Origin of the sequence: Streptomyces sp. NPDC048295 (assembly GCF_040652135.1) — a bacterium.
GTDB lineage: Bacteria > Actinomycetota > Actinomycetes > Streptomycetales > Streptomycetaceae > Streptomyces.
In genome coordinates this window covers 44,433-62,664 of sequence record NZ_JBEZLL010000010.1, presented here as the reverse complement: position 1 = coordinate 62,664, position 18,232 = coordinate 44,433, and the positions used below count along the sequence as shown (strand labels likewise).

General features: G+C 71.9%; 12 protein-coding genes. 7 read left to right on the top strand and 5 right to left on the bottom strand.

Annotated features, from left to right (window positions below):
• Window positions 1-133 precede the first annotated feature (133 nt).
• The 3 genes from AB0D53_RS17020 to AB0D53_RS17010 are packed head-to-tail and all read left to right on the top strand — an operon-like array spanning window position 134 to window position 3,826.
• A complete protein-coding gene (locus tag AB0D53_RS17020; RefSeq protein ID WP_362446572.1) occupies window positions 134-1,495 on the top strand; it encodes an ABC transporter substrate-binding protein in 1,362 nt (453 codons plus the stop codon).
• Between the two features lie 4 nt (window positions 1,496-1,499).
• Entirely contained in the window at window positions 1,500-2,918 is a 1,419-nt protein-coding gene (locus AB0D53_RS17015; RefSeq protein ID WP_362446569.1) for a sugar ABC transporter permease, read from the top strand.
• Window positions 2,915-3,826 (top strand): carbohydrate ABC transporter permease, encoded by a 912-nt coding sequence (locus AB0D53_RS17010; protein ID WP_362446566.1) that lies wholly within the window; start codon window positions 2,915-2,917, stop codon window positions 3,824-3,826. The genes AB0D53_RS17015 and AB0D53_RS17010 overlap by 4 nt, the downstream gene beginning before the upstream one ends.
• A gap of 58 nt (window positions 3,827-3,884) precedes the next feature.
• Here AB0D53_RS17010 and AB0D53_RS17005 read toward each other — a convergent pair whose 3' ends face one another.
• From AB0D53_RS17005 to AB0D53_RS16990, 4 genes are all read right to left on the bottom strand, one after another.
• The gene (locus tag AB0D53_RS17005) at window positions 3,885-4,259 is read right to left on the bottom strand and encodes a hypothetical protein (protein ID WP_362446563.1); all 375 of its coding nucleotides are present in this window, start codon (window positions 4,257-4,259) and stop codon (window positions 3,885-3,887) included.
• A 70-nt stretch (window positions 4,260-4,329) separates the two neighbouring features.
• Window positions 4,330-5,844 (bottom strand): bifunctional glycosyltransferase/class I SAM-dependent methyltransferase, encoded by a 1,515-nt coding sequence (locus AB0D53_RS17000; protein ID WP_362446560.1) that lies wholly within the window; start codon window positions 5,842-5,844, stop codon window positions 4,330-4,332.
• Window positions 5,845-5,902: 58 nt separating this feature from the next.
• Window positions 5,903-6,985: a hypothetical protein gene (locus AB0D53_RS16995; RefSeq protein WP_362446557.1), complete on the bottom strand. Its 1,083-nt coding sequence runs from the start codon at window positions 6,983-6,985 to the stop codon at window positions 5,903-5,905.
• A gap of 350 nt (window positions 6,986-7,335) precedes the next feature.
• Window positions 7,336-10,872 carry a CDP-glycerol glycerophosphotransferase family protein gene (locus AB0D53_RS16990; protein WP_362447065.1) on the bottom strand — a complete coding sequence of 1,179 codons (3,537 nt, stop codon included), beginning with the start codon at window positions 10,870-10,872 and terminating at the stop codon, window positions 7,336-7,338.
• Between the two features lie 203 nt (window positions 10,873-11,075).
• Here AB0D53_RS16990 and AB0D53_RS16985 point away from each other — a divergent pair, with 203 nt between their 5' ends.
• Entirely contained in the window at window positions 11,076-14,627 is a 3,552-nt protein-coding gene (locus AB0D53_RS16985) for a CDP-glycerol glycerophosphotransferase family protein (RefSeq protein ID WP_362446554.1), read from the top strand.
• 26 nt (window positions 14,628-14,653) lie between these two features.
• On the opposite strand, the gene AB0D53_RS16980 is transcribed toward AB0D53_RS16985, so the two are convergent.
• Window positions 14,654-15,262: a TetR/AcrR family transcriptional regulator gene (locus tag AB0D53_RS16980; protein WP_362446551.1), complete on the bottom strand. Its 609-nt coding sequence runs from the start codon at window positions 15,260-15,262 to the stop codon at window positions 14,654-14,656.
• Window positions 15,263-15,390: 128 nt separating this feature from the next.
• Between AB0D53_RS16980 and AB0D53_RS16975 the strand changes: the two genes are divergently transcribed.
• The 3 genes from AB0D53_RS16975 (at window position 15,391) to AB0D53_RS16965 (ending at window position 18,226) form a co-directional block, all read left to right on the top strand.
• Window positions 15,391-16,332 carry an ABC transporter permease gene (locus tag AB0D53_RS16975; protein WP_362446548.1) on the top strand — a complete coding sequence of 314 codons (942 nt, stop codon included), beginning with the start codon at window positions 15,391-15,393 and terminating at the stop codon, window positions 16,330-16,332.
• Between the two features lie 4 nt (window positions 16,333-16,336).
• Window positions 16,337-17,116 (top strand): ABC transporter ATP-binding protein, encoded by a 780-nt coding sequence (locus AB0D53_RS16970; RefSeq protein ID WP_329814287.1) that lies wholly within the window; start codon window positions 16,337-16,339, stop codon window positions 17,114-17,116.
• An 87-nt stretch (window positions 17,117-17,203) separates the two neighbouring features.
• Window positions 17,204-18,226, top strand: coding sequence for a serine/threonine-protein kinase (locus AB0D53_RS16965; protein WP_362446545.1), 1,023 nt, complete (start codon window positions 17,204-17,206; stop codon window positions 18,224-18,226).
• Window positions 18,227-18,232: the final 6 nt, after the last annotated feature.

Here is an 18,232-nt window from a genome sequence, read left to right as displayed (position 1 = left end):
GGGTCCGGACATCCACTGACTTGACGTCACGAGCCCATTACGATCAAGGAGTTGACACGAGAAGCGGTATTGCGGCGCCCGTACACCGGGCGTAGGACTGTGCGCACACAACGATGTGAGAGACGGGGAAGCAATGCGCACAACCCTTCGGATCAGCAGGGCCGCCGCGGTGTTCACCGCTGTCGGCGCCCTGGCCCTCACCGGTTGCAGTGACGACGGCGGAAAAGACAAGTCGGGCAAGAGCCCGGAGAGCGGCAAGGGCAGCACCTCCAGCGTCGCACTGCCCAAGCTGGACGGCGAGAAGCTCTCGGTCGCGGCTGTCTGGACCGGCGCCGAACAGGCCAACTTCGTCAAGGTCCTCAAGGAGTTCGAGAACCGCACGGGCGCGAAGGTCACCTTCGTCCCGGCACAGGACCCGATCGTCAACTTCCTCGGTACGAAGATCGCGGGAGGTCAGCCGCCGGACGTCGCGATGATCCCGCAGGTCGGAGCGATCCAGCAGGCCGCCCAGAAGAAGTGGGCGAAGCCGGTCGGCCCCGAGGCCAAGGCCCAGCTGAGCAAGAACTACTCGCAGGTCTGGCAGGACCTCGGCGCGGTGGACGGCACCCAGTACGGCGTGTACTTCAAGGCCGCCAACAAGTCCCTGGTCTGGTACAACGCCAAGGCGTTCGAGAACGCGGGCGCGGCCGAGCCGAAGACCTGGAAGGACTTCCTGAAGACGGCCGAGACGATCTCCGCCTCGGGTGTCACCCCGGTCTCCGTCGGCGGCGCCGACGGCTGGACGCTCACCGACTGGTTCGAGAACATCTACCTCTCGCAGGCCGGTCCGGAGAAGTACGACCAGCTGGCCCAGCACAAGATCAAGTGGACGGACCCGTCCGTCAAGGACGCGCTGACCACGCTCGCGGAGCTCTTCGGCAAGCCGTCGCTGATCGCGGGCGGCGCCGACGGCGCCCTGCAGACGGAGTTCCCCGCCTCGGTCACCCAGACCTTCACCGGCGGCGACCAGCCCAAGGCCGCGATGGTCTACGAGGGCGACTTCGTGAGCGTCAACATCGCGCAGACGAAGGCGAAGATCGGGACGGACGCCAAGGTGTTCCCGTTCCCGGCGGTCGGCGCAGAGTCCCCTGTCGTGACCGGTGGCGACGCCGCGGTGGCGCTGAAGGACGGCAAGGGCGCCCAGGCCCTGCTGACCTGGCTGGCCTCGACCGACGCCGCGCAGATCATGGCCGAGCAGGGCGGGTTCATCTCCCCGAACAAGGCCCTGGACGCCTCCGCGTACCCGAACGAGGTGCAGCGCACGATGGCGAAGGCGCTGATCTCGGCCGGTGACGCCGTCCGGTTCGACATGTCCGACCAGGCGCCGCAGTCCTTCGGCGGGACGCCCGGCAAGGGCGAGTGGAAGACCCTCCAGGACTTCCTGAAGAACCCGAAGGACATCGCGGGGACTCAAGCGAAGCTGGAGTCCGACGCGGCCAAGGCGTACAAGAGCTGACGGGATGACGACAGCCGCAGCGGGGGGCGCCGACGCGGTGCCCCCCGCCGACAAGCAATCGTCCGCGGAGCCGTCGGTGCCCGCGCCCAGGAAGCCGTCCGACCCGCCGCCCGGCGGCCCGGGGCGCAGCCGCCGCAGCGTGACCGGCACCCGCCGGTTCATCGCGGTCCTCTTCCTGGCACCCGCGCTGGTGCTGCTGGGCGCGCTCGTGGTCTATCCGATCGTGTACTCCGTCTACCGGTCGTTCCTCGACCAGGCGGGTACGGGCTTCGCCGGATTCGACAACTACAAGGCGCTGTTCACGGACGACACCATCCGTACGGCGGTCAAGAACAACGCGATCTGGGTCGTGCTCGCGCCGACGGTCTCCACGGCGCTCGGGCTGATCTTCGCGGTGCTCACGGAGCGGATCCGCTGGGGCACGGCGTTCAAGCTGGTCGTCTTCATGCCGATGGCGATCTCCATGCTCGCCGCCGGCATCATCTTCCGGCTGGTGTACGACGCCGCTCCGGAGCGCGGGGTCGCCAACGCCGTGTGGGTGGGCGTGCACGACACCTTCGCCGAGTCGGCTGGGTATCCGAAGGCGCATCCGCTGCCCGTCCACCCGCTCAAGGCGGGTCCCGGCGGTTCGTTCGTCACCAAGGCGCCGGTACGGGCCGGGCAGCCGGTGCGGCTGCCGCTGGTCGGGGTGGTCCCGGCGAACATGCCGAAGGACGCGGAACCCGCGAAGGCCGCCGCGGCGAAGGACGGCGAGATCTCCGGCACCGCCTGGCTGGACTTCACCAAGGGCGGCGGAGGCCGGCCCAATGTCATCGACGCCGAGGAGCTGGGGCTCAAGGGCCTCAAGGTCGAGGCGGTCAAGGACGGCAAGGTGGTCGCCTCGGCGACGGCGGGCGCGGACGGTACGTTCACCCTGCCCGCGTCGGCGGACGGCGCCGGAATCCGGCTGCCCGCCTCGAACTTCAAGGAGCCGTACAACGGGGTCGAGTGGCTCGGCCCGACCCTCGTCACCCCCGGGATCATCGGTTCGTACGTCTGGATGTGGGCCGGGTTCGCGATGGTGCTGATCGCGGCGGGGCTCGCGGGGCTGCCCCGTGAACTCCTCGAAGCGGCCCGGGTGGACGGCGCGAACGAGTGGCAGGTGTTCCGCCGGATCACGGTGCCGATGCTGGCGCCCGTGCTCGTGGTGGTGCTGGTCACGCTGATGATCAATGTGCTGAAGATCTTCGACCTGGTCTTCATCATCGCGCCGGGCTCCTCGCAGGACGACGCGAACGTGCTGGCGCTCCAGCTCTACCGGTCCTCGTTCGGCACGGACGCGGACCTCGGGATCGGCAGCGCCATCGCCGTACTCCTGCTGCTGCTGGTACTCCCGGTGATGTACGTCAACATCCGCCGGATCCGGAAGGAGGGGCGCCGATGACGACAGCGCCGACGACGGCCACGAGCACCTCGGCCGAAGACGTTCCGGTGAAGGCCGAGCGGTCCCTCGGCGCACGCATCGCCGCCCGCGCCGGCGGTGGTGCGATGCGGATCTTCCTCGTCCTGGTGGGCCTGTTCTGGCTGATGCCGACGGTGGGGCTGCTGCTGTCCTCGCTGCGCGGCGCGGACGACATCGCGGCGACCGGCTGGTGGAAGGTCTTCACCGCCCCGTCGCAGCTCACCTTCGACAACTACGCCACGCTGCTGGACAATTCGACGATCACCCACTCCCTCCTCAGCACGGTCATGATCACCGTCCCGGCGACCGTCCTGGTCGTGGTGATCGGTTCACTGGCCGGATACGCCTTCGCCTGGATGGAGTTCCCCGGCCGCGACTGGTGGTTCCTGGTGGTCGTGGGGCTGCTGGTGGTCCCGGTGCAGGTCGCCCTGGTCCCGGTCTCCAAGCTCTTCGGCGCGGTCGGGATCTTCGAGACGACCTTCGGCGTGGTCATCTTCCACACGGCCTTCGGCCTGCCCTTCGCGATCTTCCTGCTGCGGAACTTCTTCGCGGAGATCCCGAGGGAGCTGCTGGAGGCGGCCCGGCTGGACGGGGCGGGCGAGATCCGGCTCTTCACCCGGGTCGTGATGCCGCTGGGCGGTCCGGCGATCGCCTCGCTCGGGATCTTCCAGTTCCTCTGGGTGTGGAACGACATGCTGGTCGCGCTGATCTTCGCCGACTCGGACTCACCGCCGATCACGGTGGCCCTCCAGCAGCAGGTACGGCAGTTCGGCAACAACATCGACGTGCTGGCGCCCGGCGCCTTCGTGTCGATGGTGATTCCGCTGGCGGTCTTCTTCGCCTTCCAGCGCCAGTTCGTCTCCGGCGTGATGGCGGGCGCGGTGAAGTGAGCCGCGAACGGTAACCGGCCGTCGGACGGGCCTGCCCTCAGGCCCGTCCGACGCTCGGTCAGCGTTGCTGGCCCGCCATCACCGTGACGAGGCCGACGACCACGAGCACCGAGCCGCCCCAGGTCCACATCGAGGTCCGTTCGTGCAGCACGGTCGCCCCGGCCAGCACGATCAGCAGATACCCGAGGGCGTTGAACGGGTACGCGATGGACAGCGGCACCTTGGCCAGGGTCGCCATCCAGGCGAGGGCGGAGACCGCGAAGACCACCAGGCCCAGGACGACCCAGGGGCTGGTCGCGGCGCGCAGGGCGACGGATCCGCCACCGTGTCCCGCGGCGGCCGCGGCGCTCTTCATCCCGTGCTTGAGCATGATCTGGCCGCCCGCCGACGAGAACACGGCGAACAGCAGCAGCGTCAGACTGGGGAGGGTCAAGACCTTGCTCCTGACTGCGGCTCCCGGGGACTGCGGCTCCGGGGAGGGGGCGGGACGGGGGACGGCGGCCTCAGACGCCGACCCGGTCGGCAGGGACGTACTGTCGGTTGAGGATGTCCTGTACATCGACGTGCTCTCCAGCGATGATCGTCTCGGCCGCATGCGGGGTGAGCAGTGCGACGTGCTGATAGCCGAACAGCGTCGGCCGGATCCGGGTGAGCAGTTTCGACACTCCGCCCAGGACCGCGGGGAGCGGTCCGCCACCGAGCAGCGCCCAGAACGGGGCCCCGGTCGACGCGATGTGGAGGACGTCGTAGCCCGCCTCCCTGACGGTGCGGCGCAGGCTGGCCCGGGTGAAGAAGCGCAGATGCGTCTCGTCGAGGATGCCGCGCCGGTCGTAGCCGAAGACTCCGAACGCGACACGCAGCCGTGAGTACCAGTGGCTGAAGTTCGGTACGGAGAGCAGCACATGCCCGCCGGGCCGCAGCACCTCGGCGACCCCGGCGAGCACCCGCTCGGGGCGTGAGAGGTGCTCGATGACGTCGCCGGCGACCACGTAGTCGTAGCCGACGCCGATCTCGACCGGCAGCCCGTCCTCCAGGTTGGCGAGGTGGAAGTGGGTGCACTTCTCGCGTACACCGGGTACCTCGATGTAGTCCACGCCGGTCACCTCGTGGCCGAGGGCTTCGAGGCGCTGGGCGAACAGGCCGCCGGAGCAGCCGAGGTCGAGGACCCGGCCGGGCGGGAGGCTGCGCATCTTCTCCAGGATGACGGCGTGCGAGGAGCCGTCGCCCTCCTTGAACGCGTACTCGACGGGCTTGGGGATCCAGCCGCAGGTGCCGAATCCCTTGACGGCGAGCCGGTATTCGAGGACGTCCTTGACGACGTCCTTCGCGTACTTCATGCCGTTGACGTAGCAGATCTCGTCGCCGTAGTAGGTGGGGACGGGGATCTCCTTGATCCGCATCCCCTCGTTGAGCAGCTGGACGATGATCTGGGTGTCGAAGTCGAACGCGTCGGTGTTCCGGTGGATCGGCAGCTTCTTGAGGGCCGCGACGCTGTAGGCGCGGTACCCGGAGTGGAATTCGGAGAGCTGCGAGCCCAGCAGGGCGTTCTCCAGGCGGGTGAGAATGCGGTTGCCGAGCCATTTGTACATCGGCATGCCGCCCTTGAGCGCGGATCCGGATTTCATCATCCGCGATCCGAAGACGGCCTCGCATTCGCCGCGTTCGATGGGTGCGACCATGTCGGGCAGGAATTCCGGGGCGTACTGTCCGTCGCCGTGCAGCAGCACGATGATGTCGAGTCCGTGCTCGGCGGCCAGCGCGTATCCGGCCTTCTGGTTCCCGCCGTATCCGAGGTTCTTGGTGTGCCGCATCACCACGGTCCGCGGCATTCCTTCCGTCTGCGACCAGCGGCAGCCCGCGGTGAAGGTCGCGTCATGGCTCGCGTCGTCGAGAATGAGGATTTCGGCGACCTTGGACCGGAAGTCCTCCGGAATACGGTCGAGGGTCTTCTCCAGCGTCGTCTCGGCGTTGTACGCGACCACCAGGATGCCGATCCTGGGGCTCGGGCTTTCCTTCACGGGGCGTTCTCCAGTTGCGCTCGGTGCTCGGTACGTGGTGCTTGCTGCTCGGAGGCGGTCAGTTGACGGCGGAACCGGTGGGCTGCGAGGTACGGGGCGCGGTGACCGTGCCGCACCCGGCGGGGGGCTGTCCGGGCGGGCCCGGCCGGGTGGCGAGGATCTTGCGGATCCCGCTGAAGAGGCCCACGGCGAGAACCACCCAGCCGGCCTCGGCGAGATGCAGCACCGTTTCGCTCCAGCGCACGGCGGAGCGTCCGTGGTAGCCGAGGACCGCTGTCAGACCGAGCAGGCAGCCGTACGCGGCGCCCTCCCAGAACCCGACGACGAACAGCCCGGCGGCGGCCCAGGTCAGGTACTGGAGCGCGGACGCGGTGGAGAGCAGCAGCAACAGGCCCATCGTGACGGCGACGACGACCGGCAGCTGCGCGGGCCGCAGCCACGCGAGCCAGACCCCGGCCGCCACGCAGGCCAGTACGAACAGGAAGTGGCCGTCGCCCTCGATGAAGGTGATGAAGGACTCCGGCAGGCCGAACAGGTCGGCGAACCGGACGAGCCCCCACAGCCGGTAGCCGCCGCCCGCGTACTCCAGGACGTTCTCCTTGAGGTTCTCCGGCACGGTCATCAGGACCGGCCCCCAGACGAGGGCGATCAGCGCGGCGAAACCGGCGGAGAAGCGGACGAAGGCCGGCCGGCCGGCCCGCAGCGCGACGAGGAACAGCGCCGGGATCACCACGACGGGGATGAACTTGATGCTGATCGAGAGCGCGGCGGCGAGCCCGGCGGCCAGCGGCGCCTTGCGGTCCGCCAGCAGATGGGCGGCGGCCAGGGCGAAGGTGATGGCGACCGCGTCGGTGTTGCCGTGATAGCCGGAGGTGGCGATCAGTACGGGGCTGGCGGCCACTCCCACTCCGCAGGCGACGGCGGCACCGGTCGAGGCGCGCCGGCGCACGATTTCGAAGACGAGGAGCGCGCAGAAGAAGTCGGCGATGGAGGCGGGCGATCTGATCAGTGTCCCGAAGGGGATACCCAGTTCGGAGAGTCTGTTCAGACCGAGCAGCATCCAGCCGGCGAGCGGCGGATGGTTGTAGACGGGAAGTCCCGGCAGCGGCTGCTCGTAAATCCGAATGGGCCCGTACCGCACGATCGCCTTTGCGAAACCACGAAAGATTCGCACATCGGCCGGGCCCGGCATATTCGCCGCGATCAGCATTCGGGTGAAAAGACCCGCGGCCGCGGCAATGAGCACCATCGCTCTTGCACGTGGCACGTCCCAGGTTTCGCATCGCATTCGGGTACCCATGAAAACAGAACGTAGCAACCCGAAGACGTCGAGCAACGCACCGATGGCCACACTTAGAAGGACTATTACTTGAATGCGCGAACCCGCGCTCAAACACTCGCACCCCTGAACCACTCGAACGGTTCAGGGGTGCTGTGGGGATTCTGGTGTTCTCGCCCGGCCGGCGGCGGTATCCGGCCGGGCGGTACGGATTACAGCATTCGGTCGACCACGGCCGCCGCCGCGTGCCCGTCGTCCAGGTCGCAGAAGTCCCGGCGGAATGCCTCGTACGCCTGCGCGTGTCCCGCGACGGCGCGTTCCGGGTCGCGCAGCGCCTCGACCAGGCCGGTGGAACCGGGGATCAGCGGGCCGGGGGCGCGGGCCTCGAAGTCGAAGCAGAAACCGTGGGTGTCGCGGTAGTGCGCCAGGTCGTGGGTGTGGAAGAGCATCGGGCGGCCGGTACGGGCGAAGTCGAACATCAGCGAGGAGTAGTCGGTGACCAGGGCGTCGCTGATCAGCATCAGCTCACCGGCGTCGCCGTGGCGCGAGACGTCCCGGACGAAGCCGCTGCCGCTGTCCGGCACGCGGTCGGTCACCAGGTAGTGGCGGCGCACCAGCAGGACGGTGTCCGCGCCGAGTTCGCGTTCGGCGGCGGCCAGGTCGAGCCGCAGGCCGAGGGCGTAGCGGCCGTCGCCGAGCGGCTGGTCCTCGCGCAGGGTCGGCGCGTACAGCACGACCCGCTTGCCCTCGGGGAGCGCGAGCCGTTCCCGTACCGCCGCGGCGACCTTGGCCCGGTCCGGGGCGTGGAAGAGGTCGTTGCGGGGGTGGCCGCACTCCAGGATCTCGCCCCGGTAGCCGAACGAGCGCCTGAGTACGGGGGTGGAGAAGCTGTTCGGGGAGACCAGGAAGCTCCATTGGCGGGCGCGCTGCTCAAGGGCGGCGGTGCGTGCGGCGTCGGCCCGCGCGGTGCCCGCGAGGTCGAGACCGATGCGCTTGAGCGGGGTGCCGTGCCAGGTCTGGACGACGCACTGGCCCTGGCGCCGCTCGAACCACTGGGGGAGCTGGGTGTTGGTGACGACGTACCGGCTGCGGGCCAGCGCCTCGTGCCAGGCGGCGGAGCCGTGCTCGACGGCCGTGGCGCCCGACGGGATCCGGGCCTGCTGGTCGCGCACCACCCACAGGTGCTCCAGCTCGGCGCCCCGCCGGGCCACTTCCTCGTGGATCGCGCGCGGTGAGTCGGAGTACTGGCGGCCGTCGAAGCTGCTGTACAGCACCGTGTCGCGCAGTGGCGCGGTGCGCCGGGTCCGGTATTTCCCGCGCAGCAGCCGTTCGCCGCGCGGGCCGCGTTCCCCGGCGGTGAGCACCGGGGCGCTGTCGATCAGCAGCTGGTCGTGGAAGCGCCGTTCGACGGTGTACGTGCGGCCGGCGAGGGTGCGGGCGGCGGGCAGGGTGCGGTGGGCGGCGGCCGGGATGCGCAGCGGGGCGCCGCCCGTCCCGCCCCGCTCGCGGAGGAAGAGGTACCAGTGCCCCTGGCCCAGCGGCAGTTTCCCGCCGGGGCCCTCGACGGCGTCCGGCCGGAACACGGCCCTGAACCGGCGGGCGTCGGCGGGCCCGGAGAGGGTGAGGGGGAGGACGGCCTCCTCGCCGTGCCCGCTGTGCCTGGCCACCAGCTCGACGTGCCGTTCCGGGAGGCCGGGGAAGCCGCCCTCCAGGAGGAGCTGTCCGTCCTCGGTCCAGGTAGCCAGGTCGACGGCGGGCTGCACGGTGCGGTCGGTGATCAGCAGATCGCCGCGGGGGCCGGTGGTGAGGCCCAGTTCACGCCGCTCGTCGCCGTCCCCGGCCAGCGGGTAGCGGCCGGGCAGGACCGGCCCCGGCACGTCGACCGGCGTCCGGCGCCCGTCCGGCCCGACCAGACGCAGGCTGTACGGGATCCCGGCGCGGTCCGGTCCCTGTGCCGTGTCCGGCCGGCCGTCGGCGAAGGTGTCGAGCGGGATGGCCGCGGTGAACCTGCGCCATCCCGCCGCCGAGGGCACGGTCCCCTCGTGCACCGTGACCGGGCGGTCGATGGTGGTGCCGGAGGGCCGGTGGGTGAGCGCGAGGCGCAGCGGCCCCTTGCCGAGGCGGTCGCGGATCATTCCGTCGATGACCACGGCGGCGGCCCCGTCGCCGGTGTCGCCCGCGCGGTGCGTCTCGAAGCGGGCGTCGATCCGCTCGGCGTGCAGCACCAGCCTGCCGCCGTCGAAGGCGGGCACGATCCGGTGGTCGCCGTCGGGGCGGTGCACGGGCGGCGGTGCGGCCGCCTCGTCGGTGGAGAGTCCGGAGCGGCGCAGCATGCCGTGTCCGGCGATGCCGATCTCCGGGCGCCAGGTGAGCCGTTCGACGCCGCCGTCCGGGTCGATGCGGAGCCTGGCCGGGTCGACCACGGTCTCGAAGCCCGACCGGTCGTAGTCGTGCAGGCTCTGCCGGGACCGGGCGGTGGCCTCCGGCTCGTCGACCGTGCGCAGCCGCAGGGGCACCACGTGCCGGCGCCCGGCCCGCAGCCAGCCGGCCCGGAACTCGGCGGCGCGCGGGCCGGCGGGCAGGTTGCGGATGTACGCGTACCCCTTGAGGTGCAGCCTGCCGCCCTCCCAGCGGGCGTCCCGCAGCCGGGCGGTGAGCGGCAGGTCCCGCTCGCCCACCCGCAGCACCGGGCGCGGCACCGGCCGGGTGAGGGCCGGGAAGGAGGCGCTGCGGCGGCGCAGGCCCCGCACCTCGAAGGCGCCCGGCTCGGCCCTGTCGAAGGCGAGCAGGTCCAGCAGTTCGCCGGTCCGCCGTTCGCGCACCAGGTGCCACATCAGGCGCAGTCGCAGCGGCAGCTCGTCGAGGACGACCGGGTCGACCTGGTCGGTGAACTCGTTGGCGTACGTGAGGAAGGCGCGCCGGTACTCCTCGTCGCCGTCGGGCAGCGCCTCCATGAAGTGCCAGAGGTCGTTGGCGAGCACATGCGCTTCGTACTGCCGTTTGTCGGCGGCGTCGCGGTGCTCGTCGAGGAAGGCGGAGACGCCCAGCACGTGCGAGACCCGGTCCTGGACGCCGCGGACGAGGGCGCGTCGGGTGGTGACCGGGCCCGGCCGGTCGCGCCAGTGGTAGACGGGGTCCTTCAGCACGTCGACGGAGCGGGCCAGGAAGTGGGCGGGCAGGACGACCGGGATGTCCTCGTGGAGGGCGCCGACCGGGAAGGCGAAGGCGTGCTCGTCCCAGAAGGACCGGCGGAAGACCTTGTTGCAGGCGGTCCGGTCGGCGGCCAGGTCCCAGTCCCGGGAGATGTGGGTGCGCAGCCGGGTGGTGGCCATGGGTCTGCGGAGGCCGGGCGACTGCTGGAGCCTGCCGGAGGCCCGCAGCCGCAGCACGTTGCCGGAGGCGAGGTCCGAGCCGGTCTCGTCCAGGGCGCCGACGAGGAGTTCGTACGCGCGGGGCGGGAGCACGTCGTCGCTGTCGGCGAAGGCGAGATGGCGGGCGCCCGGATCGCAGTTGCGGACCCCGGTGTTGCGGGCGTGCCCGGGCCCGCCGTTCTCCTGGCTCACCAGACGGAACCTGCCGTCCTGCCCGGCGAAGGCGGCGGCCAGGGCCGCGCTGCCGTCGGTGGACCCGTCGTCGACCATCACCACCTCAAGGTCGCCCATGGTCTGGCCCGCGAGGGATTTCAGGCAGTCCGTCAGATAGAGCTCGACGTCGTGGACGGGTACGACGACACTCAGCCGTGGCGGCATGTTGGGCACGTCCGTTCATCGGGGACTGGTTGTCCGTACGGCTCAACCCCGTGACGGGGCGGGGGTCACCGGCAGCGGTCTCTCCCGAACGGGTGAGATCGGCCGCGCCCCGGTTGCCGCCGGGTCCCGATCACGCCGAATCCCGTGTTCATCCGTTCGGGGCAGTCCCGGTGACCCCGGGCGTCCGCCCCGGTTGACCGGTCATGAAGCCGCGCCTCAGTGTCGTCGTCCCGGTCCACAACGCCGAGGACCACCTGGAGGACTGCCTGCGCTCGGTGGCCGAGCAGTCGGTCACCGACATCGAGGTGGTCCTCGTGGACGACGGTTCGACGGACGGCAGTACGGCCATCGCCGAGGACTTCGCCGCCCACGACCGCCGCTTCCGTCTCGTGCGCCGCCCCAACGGCGGTCCGGGCGCGGCCCGCAACACGGGCGTGCGGCACACCACGCCGGGCGTGCCGCACCTGGCGTTCGCCGACAGCGACGACATCGTCGTCCACGACGGCTACGCACGGATGCTGGCCTCGCTGGAGTCGACCGGCTCCGACCTCGCGACCGGCAATGTCTGGCGGCTGGACGAGCGGGGGCGGCGGCAGGCCGCGCAGTACCGGTGGCTGACCCACACCCGGACGCGCACCCACATCGGCCGCGATCCCCGGCTGCTCGCCGACCGCTTCGCCTGGAACAAGGTGTTCCGGCGCTCCTTCTGGGACCGGCACGCCTTCACCTTCCCGGAGGGGAGGCTCTACGAGGACGCCCCGGTGGTGATCCCGGCGCACTACCTCGCCGGCTCCGTGGACGTGCTGCACGAGCACGTCCACTACTGGCGGGTGCGGGAGGGTTCGATCGTCCGGCGGCGCACGGATGTGCAGGGCGTACGGGACCGGATCGCGGCGTGCGAGCAGGTCAGCGCATTCCTGGCGGGCCGGGGCGGGGTGGCGAACGGCGGTGCGCGGCGCCGCTACGACCTCTCCTGCCTGCGCGACGACCTCGTGTACTTCCTGGAGGGGCTCGCCCTGGGCGGGCCCGGGTACCGGGAGGCGTTCATGGCGGACGCCGGGGCGTTCCTGGACCGGATGGAGCGGATGGACGGGGCGGGCCGCGCGGACCGGGCCGTGGCTCATGATCTGCCGGTGGAGCTGCGGATCAAGTGGCAGCTGGTGAAGGAGCGCCGGCTCCCGGAGCTGCTGGAGGTGCTCGCCTTCGAACGGGTCAACGGTGCGGGGACGTTCACCGTCTGCGGGGTGCCGGGACGGCGGCAGGCCGGCTTCCCCGGCATCCCGGACACCCCCCGCCTGTCCCGCGGCGATCTCCCTGCCGTGGCCCGGCTGGTGGATGCGCGGTGGGGCGACGACGGGAAGCTGCGGCTGCGCGGTTACGCCTACCTCCGCAATCTGCCGGCCGCGACGCCGCGCCACGCGCTGAAGGTGGGCATGGTGCGCGCGATCCACGGGCAGCAGCTGCGGACGGTGCCGGTCCGCGGGGTGTCCGCGCCCGAGGCGACCGTCGACTCCGGCCAGCAGGTGCACGGTTACGACCACTCCGGCTTCGAGATGCTCGTCGACCCGCGCCGGCTGCGGCCCGGCGGCTGGCTGGTGGGCATGATGGTGGCCGCCCAGGGCACGGTCCGCCGGGTCGCGGTGCGCGCCGTGGAGGCGGGGGCCGTCCAGCCGCTCGTCCACGACCTGGGCGACGGACGGCGGGCGGTGCTCGACTTCCTGGACGGCCGGCTCCGGCTGGACCTGGCGCAGCTGCCCGCCCGTTGCGAGACCCACCGCTTCGGCGAGGACCTGGAGCTGACCGGCAGGCTGTACGGGGGTGCGCGGCCCAAGGCCCTGGTGCTGACCTGCGACGGGGTGACGGACCAGGAGTTCGGCCACCCCGTCGAGTGCCGTCCGGACGGCCGCTTCACGGTACGGGTCCCGCTCGCCGACCTCGCCGGGATGGCGGCGGCGCCACCGGCCCCGCACCGGGCGCCGCGCGAGGTCGAGCCGGAGCCCGGCGGGCGGTGGCGGGCGCTGCTGGTCCTGGCCGACGGGGAGCGGGTGCCGCTCGCGGCGGCCGGGGAGTCGGTGCCGCCGGTCGTGGCCGACGCGGCGGGCGAGCTGGTGCTGGACCTGAGCGGGCAGCCGTTCGTGGACGGGGCCGTGTGGACGCCGGACGGTGCGCTGCGGGTGGAGGGGGTGACCGGCGCCGGTACGGGAGTGCGGCAGGACGAGGGACCGGACCGGCTCGTCCTGCGGCACGAGGGGCTGCGCGAGACGGTGTCGGTGCCCGTGACCTACGACGAGCGGCGTTCGGGGGTGCGGGCGGGAAGGAGCGCGGGGGCGCGCGGGACGGCGTACGGGGGGTGCCGCTTCTCCGCGTTCCTGGCGCCCTCGGTGGCCGCCGGGCTGCACGAGGGCCGCTGGGAGGCATATCTGGGCGGCCGGCCGGTCCGGGTGCTGACCGCGCTCGCCGCCCGGCTGCCGCTGCGCGGGAGCGTCCCGGTCGCGGCGGCGCCCGTGCCCGGCCGGGAGTTCGCCCTGGGCCGCCGGTTCGGCGACCGGCTGACCGTGCTGGCCGGGCCGGTGCTCGCGCCCGCCGAACGCGGTGGGTACCGCCGGGCCGAACTGCGCGGCAGGCACTACCCGGCCCGGCGCGCGATGCCGCTGCGGGACGCGGTCCTCTACACGGGCGGCGACTCACCGCGCGCCGTCCACGCCGAACTCCTGCGCCGGGGCGTGGAGTCGGAGCACCTCTGGGTCACCGACGGCGTCCACGGGCACGTCCCGTCCACCGCCGTCCCGGTCGTCGAGCACAGCGCCGCCTGGTACGAGGCGCTGGCGCGGTCCCGTCGCATCGTCACCGCCGACCAGCTGCCCGAGTGGTTCGAGCGGCGGCCCGGCCAGACGGTCGTGCAGACCTGGCACGGCACCCCGCTCGGCCGCTTCGGCACGGATCTGGACGGCACCCTGTACGCCGACCACCAGGAGCTCGCCACGCTGGCGCACCGCTCGGCCCAGTGGTCCGTCCTGGTCTCCCCCAGCCGCCACTCCACCCCGCTGCTGCGGCGCGCGCTCGGGTACGGGGGCGAGGTCCTGGAGGCCGGCTCCCCCGCCAACGACCTGCTCTTCTCGGCCGACCGCGCCAAGACCGCGGAGCGGGTACGACGCAGGCTCGGTATCCCGGACGGCCGCCGGATCGCGTTGTACGCGCCGACCTACCGAGACCAGCTGGCCCGTACCCCGGGCACCGACGGCGAGCGGCCCCGCTACCGCTGGGACCCGGCGCTCGACCCGGCGGCGCTGGCGCGGTCCGTCGGTGAGGCCCACACGGTGCTGGTGCGCCGCCATCCGCGGGTGTCCGGGAGCGTGCCCGAGCGGCCGGGCGTACGCGATGTGTCGGCGCACCCGGACACCGCGGAGCTGCTGCTGATCGCCGATGTGCTGATCACCGACTACGCGGGCCTGATGTTCGACTTCGCGCACACCGGACGCCCGATGCTCTTCCACACCTACGACCTGGCGCACTACCGCGACACGGTGCGCGGTTTCTGCCTGGACTTCGAGGCCCGGGCGCCGGGGCCGCTGCTCGCCCGCGCGGACGGCATCGCCGCGCTCCTGCGCGACGCCGACACCCTGACCGCCGCGGCGGCCCGGCACGCGGAGGCGTACGAGAGCTTCCGCCGGGACTTCTGCGACCTGGACGACGGCGGGGCGGCGGCCCGCGTCGCGGACCGGCTGCTGGCCGAGGGGCAGGGCCGGTCGTTCTGATCGGGCCCTGATCCGGACGAAGGACCCTAGCCCGCCTTGAGGGCGGCGACGGCGGAGGCCGCCAGGTCGTCCAGGTACCCCTTGGGCAGCGGGGCGCGGACGACGGCGAGCCGCCAGTAGAGCGGGCCGACGATCAGGTCCAGCGCCCGGTCCGGATCGCTGCCCCCGGGCAGCTCGCCGCGGGCCACCGCGTCCCGTACGACGACGGCGGCGATGCCCTGCTGCGGGTCCAGCAGGGCGGCCTTGATCGTGTCGGAGATCTCCGGATTGCGGGCCGCCTCGACCAGCAGGTCCGGGATGACCTGCGAGGCGACGGGGTGGCGCAGGGCGTAGGAGGCCAGTTCGAGCACGGCCCGGACGTCCCCGTACAGCGAACCGGTGGCCGGGGCCGGCATGCCCTGGACCGCGACGGCGGACACCAGGTCGAGGACCAGGGCCAGCTTGGACTTCCAGCGGCGGTACACGGCGGTCTTGCCGACGCCCGCGCGCCGTGCGATCCCCTCCATCGACATCCGGGCGAAGCCCACCGCGGCCAGCTCCTCGAAGACGGCGCCCCGAATCGCATCGGTGACGTCCTCGCGCAGCACGGCGGCTCCGGCGGGGACACGGCGGCGGGTTCCCGGGTCGGTGGTCATGGCCGAATCATAGTCCGTAGCGACGGAACGGTTGCGTTGCGACGTACATGCGTCCTACCCTCGGCGTTGCGACGATACGGTCCCGTTCCGTCGGCCGTCGCTCCCCTGCCCTCCCGTCGAAAGCGATCGTGGTGAGCCAGACAGCAACCCCGCCGGCCCCGGCCGACACCCCAGCCGGCGCGGCCCTCCCGGTGTACGCGCCGGGCGAGCTCGCCGCGCTCGCCGCCCGGCACGGACTGACGATGAGCGGGGCCCGGCCCTCGCTGGTGGCGTACGTCCGCCAGCTGTGGGGGCGCCGGCACTTCATCACGGCGTTCGCCACCGCCAAGCTGACCGCCCAGTACAGCCAGGCGAAACTGGGCCAGATCTGGCAGATCATGACGCCGCTGCTGAACGCGACGGTCTACTACTTCATCTTCGGTGTCCTGATGAACACCAAGCGCAACGTCGAGGACTTCGTGCCCTTCCTCGTCACCGGCGTCTTCATCTGGACCTTCACCAGCAGCTCGATCACCGCGGGCACCCGTGCGATCAGCGGCAACCTGGGGCTCGTCCGGGCGCTGCACTTCCCGCGCGCCTCGCTGCCGATCGCCCTGGCCCTGCAGCAGCTCCAGCAGCTGCTGTTCTCGCTGGGCGCGCTGGTGCTGATCCTGGTCGGGTTCGGGCAGTTCCCCAAGCCGTCCTGGCTGCTGGCGGTCCCCGCGCTGTTGCTCCAGGCGGTGTTCAACACCGGTGTCTCCATGGTGGTGGCGCGGCTGGCCGCCCGGACGCCCGACATCGCCCAGCTGACGCCGTTCGTCCTGCGCACCTGGATGTACGCGTCCGGGGTCATGTGGAGCGTGGACACCATGCTCAAGGGCGACCGGGTTCCGCACTTCGTGATGGTGATGCTGGAGTGCAATCCGGCCGCCGTCTTCATCGACCTGATGCGGTTCGCGCTCATCGACAGCTTCGGCGCGTCCCACCTCCCGCCGCACGTGTGGGCGATCGCCGCGGGCTGGGCGCTGGTGTGCGGCGCGGGCGGATTCGTGTACTTCTGGCAGGCGGAGGAGCGGTACGGACGTGGCTGATCACATGGCTGACATCGACGAGCGGGTCCCGACCGTCGTCGTGGACGACGTCCACATCACGTACAAGGTCAACGGCGCCCGCACCGGAAAGGGCAGCGCCACCTCGGCTCTCAGCCGGATCGTCTCGCGCCGGCAGGCCCCCGGGGTGCGCGAGGTGCACGCCGTGAAGGGGGTGAGCTTCGCCGCGTACAAGGGCGAGGCCATCGGCCTGATCGGCTCCAACGGCTCGGGGAAGTCGACCCTGCTCAAGGCCATCGCCGGTCTGCTGCCCGCCACGAAGGGCCGGGTGCACACCCAGGGCCAGCCCTCGCTGCTCGGGGTGAACGCCGCGCTGATGAGCGATCTGACCGGTGAGCGCAACGTGGTGCTCGGCGGTCTCGCGATGGGCATGACCCGCGCCCAGATCCGTGAGCGCTACCAGGGGATCGTCGACTTCTCCGGGATCAACGAGAAGGGCGACTTCATCACCCTGCCGATGCGTACGTACTCCTCCGGCATGGGCGCCCGGCTGCGCTTCTCCATCGCGGCCGCCAAGAGCCACGACGTCCTCCTCATCGACGAGGCGCTGTCCACCGGCGACGCCAGGTTCCAGCGGCGCAGCAAGGAGCGGATCATCGAGCTGCGCAAGGAGGCCGGCACGGTCTTCCTGGTCAGCCACAGCAACAAATCGATCACCGAGACCTGCGACCGGGCGATCTGGCTGGAGGCCGGGACGCTGCGGATGGACGGCCCGGCGGCCGAGGTCGTGGCGGCGTACGAGAAGTTCACCTCCGGCAAGAAGTAGGGCGTCGCGGCCGGGGCGAGATACGGCCGGGGCGATAAACTCCCCTGCCGCACCACGGGGTTGCGCTCGAACCGCTCAGGGGGGCACATGCAGGACGGTGTACCGGGACCGCTGCGGGCGGACGACCCGCGGGAGATCTCCGGCTACGTCCTGCGGGCCCGGGTGGGCGAGGGCGGGATGGGCACCGTCTATCTCTCGCACACCCCGGGCGGCCGGCCCGTCGCCCTGAAGGTGATCCGCCGGGAGTACGCGCGGGACGCGGAGTTCCGGGTGCGGTTCGCCCGCGAGGTGGCCGCGGCCCGCCGGGTCTCCGGGTACCACCTGCTGCCCGTCGTCGACCACGACACCGAGGGGCATCGGCCCTGGTTCGCCACCCACTACGTCCCCGGGCTGCCGCTGGACGCCGCGCTCGACGTGCACGGGCCGCTGCCGGTGGACACGGTGTTCCGGCTGACCGGCGCTCTCGCCGGCGCGCTGGACGCCGTCCATGCCGCCGGGGTCGTCCACCGGGACATCAAGCCCGGCAATCTGCTGCTCGCCGCCGACGGCCCCTGGCTGCTGGACTTCGGGATCGCGCGGGCGGCCGGCGCCCTGACCCTCACCACGGTGGGACGGCTCATCGGCAGCCCGAAGCACATGTCGCCCGAGCACGCGCTGGGCCGGGGCCTCACCCCCGCGTCCGATGTGTTCGCGCTCGGACTGCTGGCCGCCGAGGCCGCCACCGGGCAGCATCCGTACGGCCGGGGCCACGGTCTCGCCGTCGCCGCCCGGATCGCGGGCACCGACCGCGAACCCCCGCGCCTGGACCATCACCCGCAGCCGCTGCGGCAGTTGCTCGAAGTCTGTCTGGCCGCCCGGCCCGAGGAGCGCCCCGCCGCGCGCGAGGTCGCCGAAATGTGCCGGGAGGCGCTCGGCGGGGACGGCGGACGGGGGCCGGGGGACTTCGCCGGCTGGCTGCCGGACCCGGTGGCGTCGGCCGTGGCCCGGATCGGGACGGCGACGCGGCCCCGCCCGTCCTCGTACACCCCCACCTATGTGCCGACCGTGCGTGATCCGCCGGCCGCCGGCCGGCCGCGCCCGGTCCGCCGAAGCCCGGGCCCCTCACGGTGAATTGAC